This is a genomic window from Paenacidovorax caeni (assembly GCF_001298675.1).
In the GTDB taxonomy this organism is placed as follows: Bacteria; Pseudomonadota; Gammaproteobacteria; order Burkholderiales; family Burkholderiaceae_C; genus Paenacidovorax; species Paenacidovorax caeni.
On sequence record NZ_CYIG01000016.1, the window covers coordinates 53,789 to 70,911 of the forward strand.

General features: G+C 60.5%; 18 protein-coding genes and 1 pseudogene. 14 read left to right on the plus strand and 5 right to left on the minus strand.

The window, feature by feature from the left end:
• The 14 genes from rfbA to BN2503_RS09035 all read left to right on the plus strand — a co-directional run bounded on the left by rfbA (nucleotide 1) and on the right by BN2503_RS09035 (nucleotide 12,688).
• On the plus strand, nucleotides 1–888 hold the full coding sequence (gene rfbA, locus BN2503_RS08975) for a glucose-1-phosphate thymidylyltransferase RfbA (protein ID WP_054256312.1): 888 nt from the start codon (nucleotides 1–3) through the stop codon (nucleotides 886–888).
• A complete protein-coding gene (gene rfbC / locus BN2503_RS08980) occupies nucleotides 888–1,433 on the plus strand; it encodes a dTDP-4-dehydrorhamnose 3,5-epimerase (protein WP_054256313.1) in 546 nt (181 codons plus the stop codon). The genes rfbA and rfbC overlap by 1 nt, the downstream gene beginning before the upstream one ends.
• Nucleotides 1,434–1,553: 120 nt before the next feature.
• Nucleotides 1,554–3,284 carry a GspE/PulE family protein gene (locus BN2503_RS08985; RefSeq protein ID WP_054256314.1) on the plus strand — a complete coding sequence of 577 codons (1,731 nt, stop codon included), beginning with the start codon at nucleotides 1,554–1,556 and terminating at the stop codon, nucleotides 3,282–3,284.
• Entirely contained in the window at nucleotides 3,277–4,527 is a 1,251-nt protein-coding gene (locus tag BN2503_RS08990; RefSeq protein ID WP_054256315.1) for a type II secretion system F family protein, read from the plus strand. Before BN2503_RS08985 ends, BN2503_RS08990 begins: the two co-directional genes overlap by 8 nt.
• 28 nt (nucleotides 4,528–4,555) lie before the next feature.
• Nucleotides 4,556–4,993 (plus strand): type II secretion system major pseudopilin GspG, encoded by a 438-nt coding sequence (gene gspG, locus BN2503_RS08995; protein WP_054256316.1) that lies wholly within the window; start codon nucleotides 4,556–4,558, stop codon nucleotides 4,991–4,993.
• A gap of 27 nt (nucleotides 4,994–5,020) precedes the next feature.
• Nucleotides 5,021–5,467 carry a GspH/FimT family pseudopilin gene (locus BN2503_RS09000; RefSeq protein ID WP_054256317.1) on the plus strand — a complete coding sequence of 149 codons (447 nt, stop codon included), beginning with the start codon at nucleotides 5,021–5,023 and terminating at the stop codon, nucleotides 5,465–5,467.
• Nucleotides 5,467–5,880 (plus strand): prepilin-type N-terminal cleavage/methylation domain-containing protein, encoded by a 414-nt coding sequence (locus BN2503_RS09005; protein ID WP_054256318.1) that lies wholly within the window; start codon nucleotides 5,467–5,469, stop codon nucleotides 5,878–5,880. The genes BN2503_RS09000 and BN2503_RS09005 overlap by 1 nt, the downstream gene beginning before the upstream one ends.
• A 32-nt stretch (nucleotides 5,881–5,912) precedes the next feature.
• A complete protein-coding gene (locus BN2503_RS09010) occupies nucleotides 5,913–6,563 on the plus strand; it encodes a prepilin-type N-terminal cleavage/methylation domain-containing protein (protein ID WP_054256332.1) in 651 nt (216 codons plus the stop codon).
• Nucleotides 6,563–7,420 carry a type II secretion system protein GspK gene (locus tag BN2503_RS09015; protein ID WP_054256319.1) on the plus strand — a complete coding sequence of 286 codons (858 nt, stop codon included), beginning with the start codon at nucleotides 6,563–6,565 and terminating at the stop codon, nucleotides 7,418–7,420. The genes BN2503_RS09010 and BN2503_RS09015 overlap by 1 nt, the downstream gene beginning before the upstream one ends.
• Nucleotides 7,421–7,426: 6 nt before the next feature.
• On the plus strand, nucleotides 7,427–8,626 hold the full coding sequence (locus BN2503_RS09020; protein WP_082366538.1) for a PilN domain-containing protein: 1,200 nt from the start codon (nucleotides 7,427–7,429) through the stop codon (nucleotides 8,624–8,626).
• An 8-nt stretch (nucleotides 8,627–8,634) separates the two neighbouring features.
• Nucleotides 8,635–9,186, plus strand: coding sequence for a type II secretion system protein GspM (gene gspM, locus BN2503_RS09025; RefSeq protein WP_054256333.1), 552 nt, complete (start codon nucleotides 8,635–8,637; stop codon nucleotides 9,184–9,186).
• Nucleotides 9,183–9,839 (plus strand): hypothetical protein, encoded by a 657-nt coding sequence (locus BN2503_RS19330; protein WP_074930107.1) that lies wholly within the window; start codon nucleotides 9,183–9,185, stop codon nucleotides 9,837–9,839. Before gspM ends, BN2503_RS19330 begins: the two co-directional genes overlap by 4 nt.
• Nucleotides 9,840–9,877: 38 nt before the next feature.
• Nucleotides 9,878–12,241 (plus strand): type II secretion system secretin GspD, encoded by a 2,364-nt coding sequence (gene gspD, locus BN2503_RS09030; protein WP_082366539.1) that lies wholly within the window; start codon nucleotides 9,878–9,880, stop codon nucleotides 12,239–12,241.
• A gap of 18 nt (nucleotides 12,242–12,259) precedes the next feature.
• Nucleotides 12,260–12,688, plus strand: a complete 429-nt coding sequence (locus tag BN2503_RS09035; protein WP_139235350.1) for a hypothetical protein — start codon at nucleotides 12,260–12,262, stop codon at nucleotides 12,686–12,688.
• On the opposite strand, the gene BN2503_RS09040 is transcribed toward BN2503_RS09035, so the two are convergent.
• The 5 genes and pseudogenes from BN2503_RS09040 to BN2503_RS20475 all read right to left on the minus strand — a co-directional run.
• A complete protein-coding gene (locus tag BN2503_RS09040; RefSeq protein ID WP_054256322.1) occupies nucleotides 12,685–13,587 on the minus strand; it encodes a lysophospholipid acyltransferase family protein in 903 nt (300 codons plus the stop codon). The two genes, BN2503_RS09035 and BN2503_RS09040, sit on opposite strands and share 4 nt — an antisense overlap.
• An 85-nt stretch (nucleotides 13,588–13,672) precedes the next feature.
• The gene (locus BN2503_RS09045; RefSeq protein ID WP_054256323.1) at nucleotides 13,673–14,914 is read right to left on the minus strand and encodes an ABC transporter ATP-binding protein; all 1,242 of its coding nucleotides are present in this window, start codon (nucleotides 14,912–14,914) and stop codon (nucleotides 13,673–13,675) included.
• A gap of 6 nt (nucleotides 14,915–14,920) precedes the next feature.
• On the minus strand, nucleotides 14,921–15,721 hold the full coding sequence (locus tag BN2503_RS09050; protein WP_054256324.1) for an ABC transporter permease: 801 nt from the start codon (nucleotides 15,719–15,721) through the stop codon (nucleotides 14,921–14,923).
• A gap of 50 nt (nucleotides 15,722–15,771) precedes the next feature.
• Nucleotides 15,772–16,722 carry a peptidylprolyl isomerase gene (locus BN2503_RS09055; protein ID WP_054256325.1) on the minus strand — a complete coding sequence of 317 codons (951 nt, stop codon included), beginning with the start codon at nucleotides 16,720–16,722 and terminating at the stop codon, nucleotides 15,772–15,774.
• A gap of 151 nt (nucleotides 16,723–16,873) precedes the next feature.
• A pseudogene (locus tag BN2503_RS20475) lies at nucleotides 16,874–17,123 on the minus strand (cell surface protein); the annotation flags it as partial.

Genomic DNA, 17,123 nt, shown 5'->3' on the forward strand with positions numbered 1-17,123 from the left:
ATGACACAGCAACGCAAAGGCATCATCCTCGCTGGTGGCTCTGGCACCCGGCTGCACCCGGCCACCCTGGCCATCAGCAAGCAACTGCTGCCGGTATACGACAAGCCCATGATTTACTACCCGCTCAGCACCCTGATGCTGGCGGGTATCCGCGACATCCTGGTCATCAGCACGCCGCAGGACACGCCGCGCTTCGCGCAGCTGCTGGGCGACGGCAGCCAGTGGGGGCTGAACCTGCAATATGCCGTGCAGCCCAGCCCCGACGGCCTGGCCCAGGCCTTCCTGATTGGTGAAGACTTCCTGGCTGGCTGTCCGAGTGCATTGGTGCTGGGCGACAACATCTTCTACGGCCACGATTTCCATGAATTGCTGGGCAATGCCATGCAACGCGAACAAGGCGCCAGCGTCTTCGCGTACCACGTGCATGATCCCGAGCGCTATGGTGTGGCCGAGTTCGATGCCCAGGGTAAAGTGCTGAGCCTCGAAGAAAAACCCAAGGCGCCCAAATCCAGCTACGCGGTCACCGGCCTGTATTTCTACGACAACCAGGTCGTAGAGCTGGCCAAGCGCCTCCAACCATCGGCGCGCGGCGAATTGGAAATCACCGACCTGAACCGCCTGTATCTGGAGCAGGACCAGCTCAGCGTAGAGATCATGGGCCGAGGCTATGCCTGGCTAGACACTGGCACGCACGAAAGCCTGCTCGAGGCGGGGCAATTTATCGCCACGCTGGAGAGCCGCCAGGGCCTGAAGATTGCCTGCCCCGAGGAGATCGCCTGGCGCCAGCGCCGGATCGACGCCGCACAGCTGGAGCGCCTGGCCAAGCCGCTGTCTAAGAACGGCTACGGCCAGTACCTGCTGCGCCTGCTGAAAGAGAAGGTGTATTGATGAAGGCAACCCGACTGGCGATCCCCGATGTCGTACTGATTGAGCCCAAGGTCTTTGGGGATGCGCGTGGCTTTTTCTTCGAGAGCTTCAACCAGAAAGCTTTCAACGAGGCCACTGGCACGAATCACGCCTTCGTACAGGACAACCACAGCCGCAGCAGCCAGGGCGTGCTGCGCGGGTTGCATTACCAAATCCAGCAACCCCAGGGCAAGCTGGTGCGCGTGGCGCGTGGCCGGGTATGGGACGTGGCGGTCGACATCCGCAAGAGTTCGCCGACCTTTGGCCAGTGGGTAGGCGCGGAGCTTTCCGAGGACAATCAGCACCAGCTCTGGGTGCCGCCGGGCTTTGCGCACGGGTTCGTGGTCTTGAGTGAGAGCGCGGACTTCCTGTACAAGACGACGGATTACTACGCGCCCGAGCATGAGCGGTGCATTGCGTGGAACGATCCGCAATTGGCCATTGCGTGGCCCATTGCGGGCGCGCCAAGCTTGTCCGCCAAGGATATGCAAGGTTTCGCCTTCGCGCAGGCGCCTGTGTATCCATGAGTATTCAGGGCGTGCTCTCGGAGCCATGGCGACGGTCGTCGCGGACTACACTTCGTCCCGCAAATGGTTTGCTGTGCCCGAAGGGCTTCAGCCTTGCACAGTAGTGAGGTTTTTCATCAGATGGTGACACACACATTGGCCGCACCGGCGGCATCGCAGGAGCCGGTGACCGCGCCGCGTCCTTTCTTGGGAGAGCTGCTGGTGCAGGCCGGCAAGCTCACGGCCCGTGACTTGGAACGCGCGCTCTCTGCGCAGCAGGAAATGGGCGGAATGCTCGGGCGTGTGCTGGTACGGCTGGGGCTGGTGTCCGAAATCGATGTGGCACGCACCTTGTCGGAGCAGTTGGGCGTCCCCTTTATCGCTGCAGATGCCTTTCCGGATCTGATGCCTGAGGTCCCAGGGCTGCTACCTGAGTTTCTACAAGCCAATGCGATCTATCCATTGCGACAGGATGGGGCACAGCTCCATGTGGCCATGGCGGTACCGCAAGACGCCTTTCTGCTGAAGGCGCTGCATTTGGTCACAGGCTGCACGGTCATGCCCCACCTTGCACTGGAAAGCGATATCGAGAAGGCGTTGGCAGAGCCCGCTGAGGAGGCGGCTGCGGATAGTGACGACGGTTTTGCCGATGGTATGGACGGCGGCGACTTCGTCGAGCACCTGAAAGACTTGGCGAGCGAAGCGCCAGTGATCCGCCTGGTCAACACCATCATTGGGCGCGTCACGGACCTGCGCGCGTCGGACATCCACCTGGAGCCTTTCGACGATGGCCTTCATGTGCGCTACCGCGTCGATGGCGTGATCCATCTGGGCGAGGTTGTGCCGCCGCGTCTTTCGGCTGCCGTCAGCTCGCGTGTCAAGCTGCTGGCCCACCTCGACATTGCGGAGCGGCGTTTGCCCCAGGATGGGCGCATTAAGACCCGTGTGAAGGGGCGCGAGTTGGATTTACGCGTGTCCACCGTGCCCACGGTGCATGGCGAAAGTGTGGTGATGCGTGTGCTTGACCGCGCCAGCGTGCGCCTGAATCTCGACACGATGGGGTTCGAGCAGGATACGTTGGCACGTTTCAACGAGCTGTTGTTGCGGCCCCATGGTATCTTGCTGGTCACGGGCCCCACCGGCTCTGGCAAAACCACCACGCTGTACGCAGCGCTTTCGAAGATTGATGCGCAGACGAACAAGATCATCACGGTCGAAGATCCGGTTGAATACCAGCTTGAGGGGATCAACCAGATTCAGGTGCACCCGCAAATCAACCTGACCTTTGCCAACGCCCTGCGTTCCATCCTGCGGCAGGATCCTGACATCATCATGATCGGCGAAATGCGCGATGGTGAAACCGCGCAAATTGCCGTGCAATCGGCTTTGACCGGCCACTTGGTGCTCTCCACCTTGCACACCAACACGGCGGCAGGCGCTGTTATCCGCATGCAGGACATGGGGGTGGAAAGCTATCTCATCACGTCTTCGGTGAACGGCGTTCTTGCGCAACGCTTGGTGCGCACCTTGTGCAGCCATTGCAAGGAAGCCTATGAGCCCGGGCCTGAATTGCGTGCCAGCACGGGCCTGGGACGGTTTTGCCCGCCAGGCCATCATATTTACCGTGCTGTGGGCTGTGAGCACTGCCGCCAGTCAGGTTACCGGGGACGCACGGGGATCCACGAGCTTTTTGTGCTGGATGAGCCCATGCGTCGCGCCATCATTGACGGACGCGATGCCAACGCGCTCAACAACTTGGCAGCCCAGGGCGGCATGCTGAGCCTGTTCGAAGATGGTCTGCGCAAGGTTGCGGCTGGAGTGACCACGCTCGACGAGTTGGCGCGTGTGACGCAGGATCAGTCTGATGCCTGAATTTGTCTGGAGGGCCGCCACGGCGGCAGGAAAAGTTGAGCAAGGGCGGTTGTCGGCCGTTAGCAGTGCAGCCGTGCAGCGGCAGCTGCGTGAGCAGGGTTTGACGCCACTGCGCATCGATGATGCTGCCAGTGCCGACGTGCAGGGGGCCAAGGTGCAAGGAGGGTTGGGCCTCGCTGCGCCCTCCAGGGGGCGCCAGGCCAAAGGGCCGGTCAACGCCGCCGATGTGCATGCGCTGACATCGGAGCTGGCCATCATGTTGCGTGCGGGCCTTGCGCTTGACAATGCTTTGCGTGTGTTGATTGACATGAGCCACAAGCCAAGCGTCGCTGCGCTGGTGCAAGGAATTCTGGACGCTGTGAAGGGTGGCGTACCCCTGAGCCGAGCGCTGGGGGCTCATCGGGCGCTTTTTGGCGATTTCTATATCAACATGGTGCGGTCGGGGGAGGTCAGTGGTCAGATGTCGGCCGTGTTGGATCGCCTGGTCGAGCATATGGAGCGTCAGCGCGCACTGCGTGACAGCGTTATTTCCGCCACCATCTATCCGGCCATCCTGCTCGGTGTCGCCGTGCTTTCTTTGGTTGCCATGCTGGGCTTTGTCGTACCGCAGTTCGAGAAGCTGTTCACCGACATGGGAGACGCCCTGCCTTTACCTACGCGGATCGTGATGGAGCTGGGACATGGCTTCCGGCATTACGGTTTGTTCATCGGGATTGCTGTGGTGGCTGTTGCCTCTTTGCTGTTGCGCTGGCTGCGTTCGCCTGCTGGGCAGCAATGGTGGCAGGCACGCCTGCTGCGCTTGCCGCTCATGGGGCCATTGGCGTTGAAGTACCAGCTGACGCTGTTTTCGCGTTCGCTTGGCACCTTGCTAGGCAACGGCGTTCCCATGCTCACAGCACTGCACATCGCCACGGAAACTGTGGGCAACATGGTCCTGCAGCAGGCGCTTGCCAAAGTTGCGCCCATCGTGAAAGAGGGGGGCAAGATGGTGCAGGCGATTTCTGTTACAGGCATCTTTGAACCTTTGGCGGTCAACCTGATCCGAGTGGGCGAGGAGACAGGAAGGGTTGGCCCCATGATGTTGGAGCTTTCCAATATCCTGAATCGGGAAGTAGAAACCGGAATCAAGCGGCTTCTGACCTTGGTCGAGCCAGTGCTGATATTGGTGCTGGGCGTGCTCATTGCCACCATCATCGTTTCTATCCTGCTTGGCATCCTGTCCATCAATGACCTCGCCGTATAATTTTTGTTTGCTTAAGAAAGCGCTTCGCATGGCTGCTCGCTCCCTTTTTGCTTCGCGTGTTCGTCGGAACAAGGCACGCGGCTTCACGCTGATCGAACTGCTGGTGGTTTTGGCCATTCTCACAATGCTGGCGGGCTTGGTTGGGCCCAAGGTTCTGGGGCAACTTGGTGGCGCCAAGGCCAAGACGGCTGCAGTGCAGATCGCCGATATCGATAAATCCCTGGAGCTCTTCAAGCTAGACGTTGGACGTTTCCCCACCACGGAAGAAGGGCTGGATGCTTTGGTGAAAAAACCTGGCTCCGCCAACGCCTGGAATGGCCCCTATCTCAAGGGAGGGGTTCCCACCGATCCTTGGGGTAATCCTTATCGCTATGCGAATAATGGTGGAGCCATCGAGATTCTCTCTTTGGGCGCTGATGGCGCAGCTGGCGGTGAGGGTGAGAACGCGGACATTCGCAACCGTTGATCGGCGCAGGTGCCTGGTTCTCTTGCCATGAGGCGCGAGAGTGGCTTCACGCTGGTTGAGTTGCTGGTGGTGTTCGCCATCATGGCGCTTGTGGTCGGCTTGGTACCCATGGCGTTTGAGCGCATGCGTGATTCGGCGCAATACCGCGATACCTTGCGCAGCATGATGTCGGAGATGCGTGTGGCGCGTAGCCGGGCATTGGCGACGCGTAGCGAAACCCGCTTTGTTGTCGATTTGTCTCAGCGCAGCTACGGCGTTGCGGGTGATCAAGGGCACAGCTTGCCTGAGTCTTTGGCAATGCGTGCGACCGTGGCAGGCATTGAGGTGCAAGGCCAAGAAGCGGCTATCCGCTTCTTTCCGGATGGCGGTGCCACCGGTGGGAGTATCGAAGTCGTGCGGCCCTCTGGCACTGGTGCGCGAATTCAAGTCGATTGGCTGTCTGGGCGTATTACCCAAGAGGCGCTCCTGCCGTGATGGTCCGTATCCAGGTCCGCTACTGGCAGCGCGGACTTTCGCTTTTGGAGCTGCTGGTTGCGTTGGTCATCATGGCCATGGCATTGGGTATGCTTTACCGTGCCAGCGGGAGCAGTGCCCGCAGCGCGGGTGATTTGCAAAGCTACCAGCGGGCTGCGATGTTGGCGCAGTCGTTGCTTGCTGCGCGGGATGCCATACCTGAAGCAGGCTGGAACGAGGCTGGGGAATCTGCAGGGTTTGCCTGGTCGGTCCAAAGTAGTCCCTATGGAGCCGCCGACCCAAATCCGAACGTGCCCCGCCTGCATGAAGTTGTGATTGAGGTCGCGTGGCAGGAAAGAGGCGGGGGCAAGCACATCGTGCTCCAAACATTGCGTCCTCAGCGGCTGCCCATGGCTGGAGGGGGGCTGCGATGATGCGGGGGCACCTCTTGGATCGGCGCGGCGGTATGTCTGGTTTGACAGGCTTTACCTTGGTGGAGCTTTTGGTCGCCATGGCTTTGCTCTCGTTGCTAATGTTGGGCATGGCCTCGGCGCTGCGCTCCATGGCGCAGACCGAGGAGCGCGTGGATAGCCGCCTTGCACAAACCGATGAATTTCGGGTGGCCACGGGCTTCCTAGGCACGGTTTTAGGACAGGTCTCCGTGCGTAAAACCACTGCGTTGCTGAAGGAGGGGGAGTCCCCTTATCTGTTTGTCGGCAGGCCGGATGAGATGGCGTGGCTCGGCATCATGCCCGCCCGGCATGGCGTCGGTGGACGCACGTTCTTTCGCCTGAGGCTGGAGCCTATTGAGGGTGTAGGGGCGCTTGTCATCTCTTTCCTTCCCTGGGATGGGACCTCGGTGTTTCCCGACTGGTCTAAAGCGCAATCGCGTGTCTTGGTGCACGGTGCCACATCGCTGACCTTGGCGTATGAAGATGCCCGCCGACCTGTGCCGGAATGGGTGCCCGTGTGGCGCAGCCTCGATGGTCTGCCCGAGCGTGTGCGGATTGATCTGACGACACAATCCGGGGCATGGCCTATGTGGATCGTTCCCATGCGTTTTTTGCCGGCCAGCCAGGGCAATCGCAGCCGGTTTTCTTCAGGGCCTGAGGACTGATGGTGCGCAGCAATGACATGATTCATCGCAGTCAGGGCGTCGCCCTGATCGCTGTGTTGTGGATTGTTGCGGCCATGGCTATTGCCGTCACAGGCATGACACATGCGGTACGCAATGAAATCCGTACAGTGAATGCTGCGCGCAGCAATGTCGAGTCCCAGGCATTGGGAGAGGCGGCTATCGCTTTGGCGGTGCAGAAAATGCTGGCACAGCGACCTTTCAAACCATGGGTCAGGATGGATGTCAATTACCATGGCCAAATTTTGGCCGTGGAGGCCGCGTCATTGAACGGCTGGATCGATATCAATACGGCACCAGACACCTTGCTGGCAAGTTTGTACGCTGTCGCAGGCGGCCTGCCAAAACAGGCTGCAAGCGCTCTTGCAGCAGCAACGGCGGAAATCCGCCGCCAGAAAGATGCAACAGGGCGAGAGCAGCGTTTCGAGGCGCCGCAGGATCTGATGCGTGTGCCGGGGGTCGATTACGACCTCTATGCTAGACTTTGGCCGCTTTTGACCGCAGGGGCGGGGGGGAGTGCCGGACGGGTCAACGCCCATGCTGCACCATTCCCGGTACTCGCTGTATTGGCGGAGGGCAACATTGCACCGGCGCTGGCATTGAGCCAGCGGCGCAACCAAGGTGAGCAGGCACTGGATGGCAGTTCGCTGCGGGGTGAATGGGTGGACAACAACCTGGGTACACGTTATCGGTTTCAGGCCGAGATTCCCCTGGCTGATGGCACGCATGCCATTGTTTTGCGTGATATTGACGTGCGCCCTGATCCTCGTGCAGGGTTGCCGTGGCGTTTTTTTGGATCTGACTATTTGATCCGCGCCAAGCCCGCACAGGGGGGCTAAATTTTCATGCCGATAACAACAAATTCATTACAGCTTTTCGGCCTCGATTTGGGGCAGCTCTGGCAGGAGCTTCGGCAAGCCTTGCGTGGCATCCAGCAATCGCCGGCCCTGGCATGGTTGACGCCAGATTTCCCGGTGCGAGTGCTGCGAGCTGACGGTACGCAGGCATTCTGGGGTGGCGATGAGCAGGTGACCAGCGTGCCCAAGCACCCGCGCTTCGAGGCCATCGAAGTGCCCGACAGTCTACTGCTGCGCAAAACGATGCTTCTGCCCGCCATGCCTGAAGCAGACGTGGCGCACGCGGTAGATCTGGAAGCGCGCAGTGGCAGCCCCTTTGCAGCCAATGATCTGGTGTGGGGATATAAGGTAGCCGCTTCTGCAAAAGTGGGGCAGGGCGTGCCTCGCAAAGTGGAGGTTTTGCTGGCATCGCGTAGCCAGGTTGCGGAGTACACCGAAACCCAACGGCAGCGGCTGGCAAACGCCGCGCAGCCTAGCGAGGTCTGGGCCTTTACATTGGACAACAGGCCCGTCGTGCTGCAAGGCTGGGGTGAGGTGCGGCGCATTCACGCAGGGCAGCGGCGGCGACACATCGCTTATGGCCTGCTGGCGGTCATGCTGGCGATACTGGCCGCCATGGCGATAACGCCTACGGCGCAACTGAGGCTGCGTGCTATCGAAGCAACCCATGCTCACGAAGCCATGCAGCGCAAAACTGCAGACGTCGTCGGGCAGCGAGAAGCATATTTGCGTGCCGTGGAGCGGATCGATGCTGTGCGCGGCTTGTTGGTCGAACGAGCCGAGCCCATGCGGTTGCTTGAAGTCTTGACGGAAGCCCTGCCCGATGGCACCTACCTCCAAAGCCTGCGCGTTCAGGGCTTGAAGGCGACTATCCAGGGACTCACCCCTGATGCGGCTGCCCTCATGCAGTCGCTGGGTAAAGTGCGAGGATTCAAAGAAGTCAAAGCTCCATCGGCGGCGGTGCGTAACCCGGGCGCTACGGCAGACAGTTTCATCATTGAATTGCAGCTCGATCCTGCAATCCTGTCGCAGTTCCCGGCGCCCCCGACGGTAGAGCCCGCGCAGCAGGTGCAACCTGACGTTAATCCAGCACAGCAACCGGCCTCGTCGGCCAGCGCAGCCGCTGCTCCGCAGCCGCAAACACCGGCCAGTGCACCGCGCAAAAGCCGGTTCACATCGGGCGAATGAAACACACTATGAAGCGATACGTTCCCCCCGAGGCTTTGGTGCTGCTACTGGTTGCCACTGTTGTTTTGCTCCCCTTGGCCAGCCTCGGCATCTATGTCTACCAAAAACACCAATGGGCGCAAAACCGTTTGACCGATTTCGAACCTCGCTATGCCAGACTTGCGGGTCTGGATGCCAACCGCGAAGCCTTGGAGCAAGCCTTGGGTAAAGCGCACGCCATCGAGGGTTGGTATCTGTATTCTGCCGAGCAGGATGGCACCCAGACTGGCAACGACGCGCAGCAGCGCATCCGCAGCATTCTGAGCAGTGCAGGCATGACGGTTGTCAGCAGCCAGGTTTTGCCAGCCAAAGATGAGAAAGGCATAGAGCGCATCCCCTTGGCGGTGCGTGCGGAGGGGGACATCGTCTCCTTGCAGGGCGCATTGGCCGGGCTGGCCGAGCAAAAGCCCGCCCTGCTTGTGGATGACATGCTTGTCCACGCCCAGGGCCCGGCAAACAAAGGTCCTCAGCGTTTGGCCGCGCAGTTCAGTCTTTCGGTGTTGCGCAGGGGGCAGCCGTGAAGCGCTATCTCCTGTCCTTTCTTGCCTTGGCCTGTCTCGGTTTGACAGCTTTACTGGCTGGGCTATGGATCAATCCCCAGGGCCAACTGCGCAATACGCACTGGCGGGCACCGGCCCCGCTCGCGACCAATTACCAAGAAATGCTGCCCCTTCTGCCGGAGCCAGCCAGAGTGCCAACCAGCCGATTTATGGCGCTGTTGGAGCGGCCCCTGTTTTCGGAAACCCGCCGCCCGCCACCACCGCCGCCACCACCACCACCACCGGTTCCGGTTGACGTACTGAGTAACGCCCAGCTTTCCGCCATCTATGCCGGCGAGCAGTTGACAGGGGTCATCATCAATGTCAATGGTAAGAATCGCCGGGTTCGGCTGAACGAGTCGATCGATGGATGGGTGCTGCGCTCGGTTCAAGGGCGAGTTGTCACCTTTGATTACGGTGGTCAGCAACGTCAATTGCAGTTGATGCGTGCCAAGGTCGGTACGAGTGCCGGAGGAAAGCCACTGAGTGGTGCTCCTGCTCCCTCCGAAGCCATGACCCCGGCGCCTGCAGCTGTTCCAGCGGCGCCCGAGCCAACCGCTTTACCGCCCTCCGCAGTGCCGCAAGAGACAACAACATCTTCCACGCCTGCTCGCCGTCCCCGTTTCGGGCCTTGATCCGAGCGGTTCGCCTGGTAATTTCTTTTGGTTTTTTTATGACATCCAGCAAGCACGTTTTTTCTCTGGCCGTATTCGCAGCCTGCCAGCTTGCCGTAGCGCAGACACCTGCTTCTGCGCCTGCGTCGGCACCAGTGTCCCCCCCGGCATCGCAAAGCAATGGGGCTGAGGACGCTGGCAAACCAGCTGCGGATTCCATAGGGTTTGAGCCTCGGTATATTCGTGGCGACGACCGCGTCATCGCACCCTCTAAAGCGGTCAGCGCTTTGTCCGGCCCTCCGATCAGCCTGAACTTTGAGGAGGCGCCAGTTGCAGAAGTGGTGCGAACCATTCTTGGCGATCTGCTCCGTGTGGATTACGTGCTTTACCAGCCAATCAATGGCACGGTGACTTTGTCTACGCGCGCACCAGTGAGCCCGGACCAGGCGGTTTATCTGCTTGAGGGGGCATTATTCGCCAACGGCCTGGCTCTCACCCGCGACGCACGCGGAAGCTACCACGTTGGTCGCCCGGAAGCATTGAAGGGTGTCACCGGCGGAGTGCGCCAGGCGAGCGGGACAGCATTGCCCCCAGGCTCCGGCGCCATCGTGGTGCCGCTCCAATACATTGGCGCAGCAGAGATGGCTGCCATACTGCGTCCAATGCTGCCTGCGGAGAGCCTGGTGCGCGTGGATAACGTGCGCAACCTGCTGGTCCTGGCAGGATCGCGTGCGCAAGCCGAGGGCTGGCTTGATCTTGTCAGCACGTTTGACGTCAATTTGCTCAAAGGCATGTCGGTCGGCGTGTTCCCTCTCAAGCATGTCTCGGTACAGGAGGTTGAAGCAGCATTGCAATTGATGGCCGGGGGTGCTGTTTCCCCAGCAGCGGCAAGCACGGCGACCAGGGCATCTACGCCCGGCGCGGCCACAGCGGGGGCTGCGGGGGGCAATGCAGCCGCCACAGCGCGAACCACAGCAGCCGGGGGGGAGGGTAACCCTCTGTTTGGAGCGTTGCGCGTGATGCCTATTGAACGCCTCAACAGTATTCTGGTTGTGACGCCACGGGCCGCGTATCTCGATGAGGTGCGGCGTTGGATTGAGCGCTTTGACCGTCCGAGCGACAACAGCGGCGAGCCGCAGCTGAATATCTACCGTGTTCAGAACGGAAATGCCAGGCACTTGGCCGGTGTGTTGCAAGGCATTTTCGGTGGCGCGTCCGGGGCGGCCGTCTCGGGCACCACAGGTGTGGCACCGGGCTTGGCAACGAGCACCGGGACCACCAGCGGCTTTGGCGCAGGAGGGCTTGGGGGTGGGCAGACGAGTAGCCGTCTCGGTGGCTTCCAATCGGGTAGCCAAGGGGGGCTTAGTGGCGGCGGACTCATGGGCAACCTCAATCGCAACGTGCAGAGCCCGACAGCACAACAGCCCGTCAGTGCCACGATTGGCAATATCCGCGTCATGTCCGACGATCTGAATAACACGGTGCTGGTGTGGGGTACCCGTACTGAATTCGCCAAGATCGAGGCCACCCTGAAGCGCCTTGATTTGCCACCCACGCAGGTTCTTATTGAGGCTAGCATCATCGAGGTAACGCTGACCGACGATTTACGCTATGGCCTGCAGTGGGCGTTCAGCGACAGCCGAACCACGACCGGATATAGGGGCGCGGGCCAGTTGAGCAGCTCTACCGATTCCACAAGCCAGTTCGCTATCCCCACAAGTGGCTTTTCCTACACCCTACGAAATGGCGCAGGTGCCGTGCGCGCTGTTTTGAGCGCTTTGTCGTCGAAGACGAATGTCAAGGTGGTTGCCAGTCCTTCATTGATGGTGTTGGACAACCACCAAGCGGCCATTGCGGTCGGTAGCCAGGTGCCGGTGCAAACCGCAACCATCACGTCGCTTAACCAAGAGAATCCCTATAACAACTCCACCTCTACCTATCAGTGGAAAGATACGGGGGTCAATCTGGTCGTTACGCCATCGGTCAATTCAGGCAACCTCGTCAGTATGCAGATTGACCAATCGGTGACGGACGTTGGCGCCGCAGATGATGTTACGAAGCAGCGCGCCTTCCTGCAGCGCCAACTTTCCAGCAAAGTGGCGGTGCGCTCGGGCGAATCGATTGTCATGGGCGGGCTGATACAAGAGCGCAGCAGCACAGGTAAGTCGGGCATTCCCATTTTGCATACATTGCCGGTGGTTGGTACGCTGTTTGGCAGTACGACCAACGATGGCGGGCGGACCGAATTGCTGGTCGTCATCACCCCCAGGGTGGTTCGCACCGATGTTGATGTGCGTGAAGTCAGCGAAGACTTGCGTGAGCGTATGAAAGGCTTGGTACCCGTCATGACCAACATGGATACCTTGAAAACGGCGCCAGTTGCCGCACCTGCTCTTGCGCCCAGTATCCCTTCTTCTCCTTGATACCTCAGTGAAATTGCTATGAAAAAAGCCTTTGCTCAAGCCCTCGTTTCGACCGCATTCCTCGGCATGGCTGCCGCATTGACGGGTTGTGCCAGCGGCGTTGCGTCGATGGCTGCCGATAAAGAGCAGATAGTTGAGCAGCGCGCCCAAGAGCGCTTGAACCATCTGAAAGGCAAAAACTACAACGAAGCATATGCATACCTGACGCCGTCATATCGCTCGGTAGTCTCTGCTGAGAGCTACGGTAACCAGTTTGGTAATGGTGCTACCTGGGTGGATGCAATGGTCAAAAGCGTCAAGTGTGAAAGCGAGGAGCGCTGCACCGTAAATGTGGAGCTCAAGGTCTTGGTGGTTGCCCGTGGATTTGGCAGCAAACCGCTCCCTGCCAATCTGGTTGAAACCTGGCTGAAGGAAGACGGCCAGTGGTGGTTCTACCAAAAGGATTAAGGTTTGAAAAACCGGTGTCCTTCACTCCAGAAGTGCCAGAGCGCCGTGCTCTCTTTCATGCAGCCATCCAGCCGTTGAAATACGGTGTCGGCCAGCGTTTGCAAATCCGGTTGGGAAGGTATTTGTTCCATGCGCAAAAAACGCTGGCCAGTTTGCACATCAAAGCCATTGATGTACACCGTCACGGGTACCTGCATATCGAATGCCAAGCGCAGCAGGCCCTTGGGCACGCGCGCGGCCATGCCGCAGACCGTGATAGGTAGGCTGCTGCCCTCGGCTTGGTCGGCGGGTACATCCACTAGGCCGAGGACTTGTTCACCACTGCGCAGTGCCTGAACTACCGGGCGCAAACTGCCTGAAATCACCAGGGGTGAATGGCGCAGAGCGACCCCTACCTGGGCTGTGCGTGCGATGGCATAGCGGTGCAGCACCTTGCGGCCCACAAAAGGCGCACCCTCCACTGCGGCGACCAGGGCATGAACCTTCATCCCGTGTGCGCCTGCGTGTCGCAACGCCCACATGCCTGCCCCCCAATGAAAGCTCAAGAGTACCCCCGCTCTCTCGGGCGAGGGCCACTGGCCTTGCACGCGCATGTGCCGGTGCATGTAGGCATCGGTACGGGTGATCGCCAGGTAGTAGTCTGCATGGTCAACCAGCGTGACCAGTCGGCGCGTGGCCAGCCATTCGGCCTCAGTTCCCGGCGGAACTTGGCCCAGCGCTTGCGCCTGGCGCAAGGCCTCGTGGCTGGTGCGGCGGTAGAACCAGTCGATGCGTGCCAAGTGCTTGAAGAGCGCAAAGCACCAGCGCCACGGCAATACCGCTGCCAAGCCCGGTACCAGCACCAGTTCTATCAAATCGCGTAGCTCGACGCGCAGGCGGTGGCGGGTAATGCGGGGCATAAAGAAGTCCTTTTTTGCTCTCATTTCAAGAGCTGCTGGCGCGCGTTGGTAACGGGCTGGATGCCAATTTGGCTATAATTTTTAGTCAGCTCCATTGGTGCGGCAGGCGCACGATGCCTGGCGTGCTCTGGGCGAAGACCTGAGAGAACCGCTGGCAATCTTTCCACTCGTCATAGACCACCAGTCCTTTGTTATCGAACAGGTATGCACTGACTTTGTACTGTCCTGTGTGGAGTGGAATGTCGGGAAAAGTCACCGTGGCTACCCACGCGCCTGTACTGTCCTGGTGGGGCTGTGTACCGTCAAAGTGGGTGGCAACCGAAGTGACCCCCACGCCGTCAACCTGCTCGATCAGTAAGCCGATGTGCGGCTGCACGCCCTCGGGCGTGCGGGCGCGCACGGTCATGCGCAGGTGCGGCGAATCCAGGCGTCCGCACGTGCCATGGGCGGCGTTGGCGTCTGGTTGGAGGATGTCATCCAGTAAGACCGCTTCGATGTGGGCCGCATTCGGCGCAGGGCGAGGGGCCTCGGGGCCCGCATCGGGCGGTGGGGCTTCGGCTTGCTCTTGCAGACGTACGTGGGCCTCATAGGCGGCGACCACTTCGGGCGTTGGCCCCAAGGCACGCATCTGGCCCAGGTGCAGCCACAGGGCTTGATCGCAAAGACGCTGAACGTGGTAGAGACTGTGCGAGCAGAACAGAATGGTGCAGCCGTTGTTGCGGAACGCCTCGATGCGCTCGACGCATTTTTTCTGAAAATGCTGATCGCCCACGGCGAGCGCTTCGTCAATGATGAGTACTTGCGGCTCCAACGCCGTCACTAATGCAAAGGCCAGGCGCACTACCATGCCTGAGGAGTAGGTCTTTATGGGGCGGTCCATGGCATCGCCCAGTTCGCTAAAGGCAATGATCGATGCCTCCAGCGTGCGCATTTGCGCGGCATCAATGCCAATCAAGCTGCCGCCAAAGTAAAGGTTTTGTCGCCCAGTGAAATCGGGGTGGAAACCAGCGCCCAGTTCCAGGATCGCGGTCACACGGCCATGCCGCGCCAGTGTCCCGCAAGAAGGTTGTAGCGTGCCCGCGAGCAGCTTGAGGAGCGTACTTTTGCCGGCGCCATTGTCGCCAATCAGCCCCAGGCACTGGCCGCGCCGCAACTGGAACGTCACCCCCTGTAGCGCCCAATGGCTGCGGTAGTTGCGCCGATTGGACAGCAGCGACAGCAGGCGCTGCACGGGTGAATCATAGAGTCGGTACTCTTTGCCCAATTGCTGGGCGTCGAGTGTGGGCTGTGCGCCATCCGGGCGCGCGGCATGGGAGGGCAGGAGCATTTTGGGTCAGAGCCAATCCGTCAATTGGTCGCGGCTGCGCACTAGCAGCACCTGCAGCAGCAATGCACCGCCGATGAGCCAACAGGCCATGCCGATCCAGTGTGACAGGGGCGTCCAGGCCCCTTGCAGCAGCACCCCCTGGTAGCTGCTGACCCAAGGGGTCATGGGGTTGAGCCATAGCGCCCAGCGCCAGGTCTCCGGGAACAAATGGGCAGGAAACAGCACGGGTGACAGAAAAATGCCCAGCGACAGCGCAAAGGTAACCAGCTGCGCTACGTCGCGTAGCGCCGCCGCCAGGATTGCCAGCACGGCACCCCAGAGCATGCACAGCACGACTTGCAGCAGCACCAGCGCGGGCAACGCAATCAGCGCAGGGGCGAAGCGGTGCAGGGGGGCATAGGCAAGCACCAACAGCAACAGCAGCGGCGCATAAATCACGCTGCTGGCCAGCACCGCGCGCACTGGAAACAGCATGGGCGGTAGCGCGTTCTTCTGCAAGACGCTGGCCGCCTCCAGCAGGCTCGTCATGCCGCGCGCGAGGGCGTCGCCGAAAGCCATCCAGGGCAGCATACCGACGATCAGGTAAGTGCCCACGGCATGTGTCGGTGCGCCCGCCCCCAGACGCATGGCAAACACCACATCAAACACCAAATAGTATGCCGCCATGGTGAGCAGCGGTTGGGCATAGGCCCACAGCACCCCGAGTGCCGTGCCGGCATAACGGGCGCTGATTTCCCTTCGCGTCAATGTCCAGCACAGGCTGCGCGCATGCCAAAGGGCGGCGGCCTGTGCCGCGAGCATTTTCATGGTTGGCAAAGAGAGGACAGGCGCTCCGTATGGCGACGCCTGCAATGGGGTTACTTGGTTTGTGTTGCGGGGGCAGGTACTGCGCGTTTCTGCTCGGCGATGAAGGCATCCATGGCAGTTGCGTCACCTTTGGCTTCGTTGCGCACCCGCTCGACTTCCTTCTTGCGTGCATCCTGCTGCAGCTTGGCCACCGTTTCGGCACGCAATTGCTCCTTCACTTCGTCGAAGGAGCGCAAGGAGCCGGGCTTGCGTGCTTCCAGGCGGATGATGTGCAGGCCGAACTCGCTTTCCACCACAGGGCTCAGGCTGCCAGGCTTGTCCAGCGCATCGAGTGCGGCGTCGAAGGCGGGAACCATCTTCCCCTTGGGGAAAAAGCCCAGATCGCCCCCCTTGGCGGCGCTGCCAGGGTCGGCGGAATGCTGGCGGGCTAGCGTTTCAAAGTCGGCACCGTTGCGCAGCTCCTGTAGCAGTTTCTCTGCCTGCGCGCGTGCGTCCGCGTCTTTGCCCTTGATGAGGATGTGGCGCGCATGGGTTTCTACAGGTGTCCGGAAGCGCTCGGGCTCGGCCTTGTAAATGCTTTGAATCCGCTTCTCCACAGCCGCGGGGGCTGGCGTAGCCGACTCCGCAATGCCCTCTACATAGGCTTCCGCCAAAATGCTTTCACGGGCGGTAGCCAGCCTTTGCGCTGTTTCGGGTTTTCTTTCCAGACCATTAGCTTGTGCATGGGCCGCAAGAGCTTTGCGCAGGTACAAGGTGTGCACGAGTTCGCGGAGTTGGTCGGGCTCGTTCAGAAAGCGCTCGCGCACGGGCTCTGGCATGCGCTGCATTTCTGCCTGCACCTCTTGTGTGCTGATGGAGACGCCGCTGCCTTCGATCAACACCGTGCCGTTCGCGTGGCTGCCCATGGCGCTGAATGCAAGCGTCGCTGCCATGGCGTAGCGCAGCAAGTACAGGTGGCAGGAAAGCTGGGAAGGGTTGTTGTGGCGATAGGGCAGAAGCATTGCGCAGTCTCAATCAAAAAACAGGTCAGATATTGAAGAGATCCCCACGGTTCAGGCAGGAGTGTGCAAAAAGTACGCTGTATGGACGTAAAAAAGGCGGGGAAGGTTCCCCGCCTTTTGAGAGCCTGCAATAAGCAGGCTGGCCCGGTGATTAACGGGCGGTACGATGCATCCAGGTGCCACCCAGGTTGCCCGAATTGGCCTTGGCAGCCGCGTAGCCGATGACAGGCAGACCGACAGGGTTCGCAGCAGTCGAAGTCACGCCAGGGGTGCGGACAGTGAACCAGCCTTCAGCAAAGCCCGTCGGGATCTGTTGCGTAGCGATCTGAGCGCCCAGCACGGCAGAGGTTGCGCTGTTGAAGCTCAACACACTGGCTTCGCCGCAGAAACGCATGCTCATG

Coding starts and splice junctions, on each gene's coding strand:
- rfbA (WP_054256312.1), top strand. CDS start 1: ATGACACAGCAACGCAAAGGCATCATCCTCGCTGGTGGCTCTGGCACC.
- rfbC (WP_054256313.1), top strand. CDS start 888: ATGAAGGCAACCCGACTGGCGATCCCCGATGTCGTACTGATTGAGCCC.
- BN2503_RS08985 (WP_054256314.1), top strand. CDS start 1,554: ATGGTGACACACACATTGGCCGCACCGGCGGCATCGCAGGAGCCGGTG.
- BN2503_RS08990 (WP_054256315.1), top strand. CDS start 3,277: ATGCCTGAATTTGTCTGGAGGGCCGCCACGGCGGCAGGAAAAGTTGAG.
- gspG (WP_054256316.1), top strand. CDS start 4,556: ATGGCTGCTCGCTCCCTTTTTGCTTCGCGTGTTCGTCGGAACAAGGCA.
- BN2503_RS09000 (WP_054256317.1), top strand. CDS start 5,021: ATGAGGCGCGAGAGTGGCTTCACGCTGGTTGAGTTGCTGGTGGTGTTC.
- BN2503_RS09005 (WP_054256318.1), top strand. CDS start 5,467: ATGGTCCGTATCCAGGTCCGCTACTGGCAGCGCGGACTTTCGCTTTTG.
- BN2503_RS09010 (WP_054256332.1), top strand. CDS start 5,913: ATGTCTGGTTTGACAGGCTTTACCTTGGTGGAGCTTTTGGTCGCCATG.
- BN2503_RS09015 (WP_054256319.1), top strand. CDS start 6,563: ATGGTGCGCAGCAATGACATGATTCATCGCAGTCAGGGCGTCGCCCTG.
- BN2503_RS09020 (WP_082366538.1), top strand. CDS start 7,427: ATGCCGATAACAACAAATTCATTACAGCTTTTCGGCCTCGATTTGGGG.
- gspM (WP_054256333.1), top strand. CDS start 8,635: ATGAAGCGATACGTTCCCCCCGAGGCTTTGGTGCTGCTACTGGTTGCC.
- gspD (WP_082366539.1), top strand. CDS start 9,878: ATGACATCCAGCAAGCACGTTTTTTCTCTGGCCGTATTCGCAGCCTGC.
- BN2503_RS09035 (WP_139235350.1), top strand. CDS start 12,260: ATGAAAAAAGCCTTTGCTCAAGCCCTCGTTTCGACCGCATTCCTCGGC.
- BN2503_RS09040 (WP_054256322.1), bottom strand. CDS start 13,587: ATGCCCCGCATTACCCGCCACCGCCTGCGCGTCGAGCTACGCGATTTG.
- BN2503_RS09045 (WP_054256323.1), bottom strand. CDS start 14,914: ATGCTCCTGCCCTCCCATGCCGCGCGCCCGGATGGCGCACAGCCCACA.
- BN2503_RS09050 (WP_054256324.1), bottom strand. CDS start 15,721: ATGAAAATGCTCGCGGCACAGGCCGCCGCCCTTTGGCATGCGCGCAGC.
- BN2503_RS09055 (WP_054256325.1), bottom strand. CDS start 16,722: ATGCTTCTGCCCTATCGCCACAACAACCCTTCCCAGCTTTCCTGCCAC.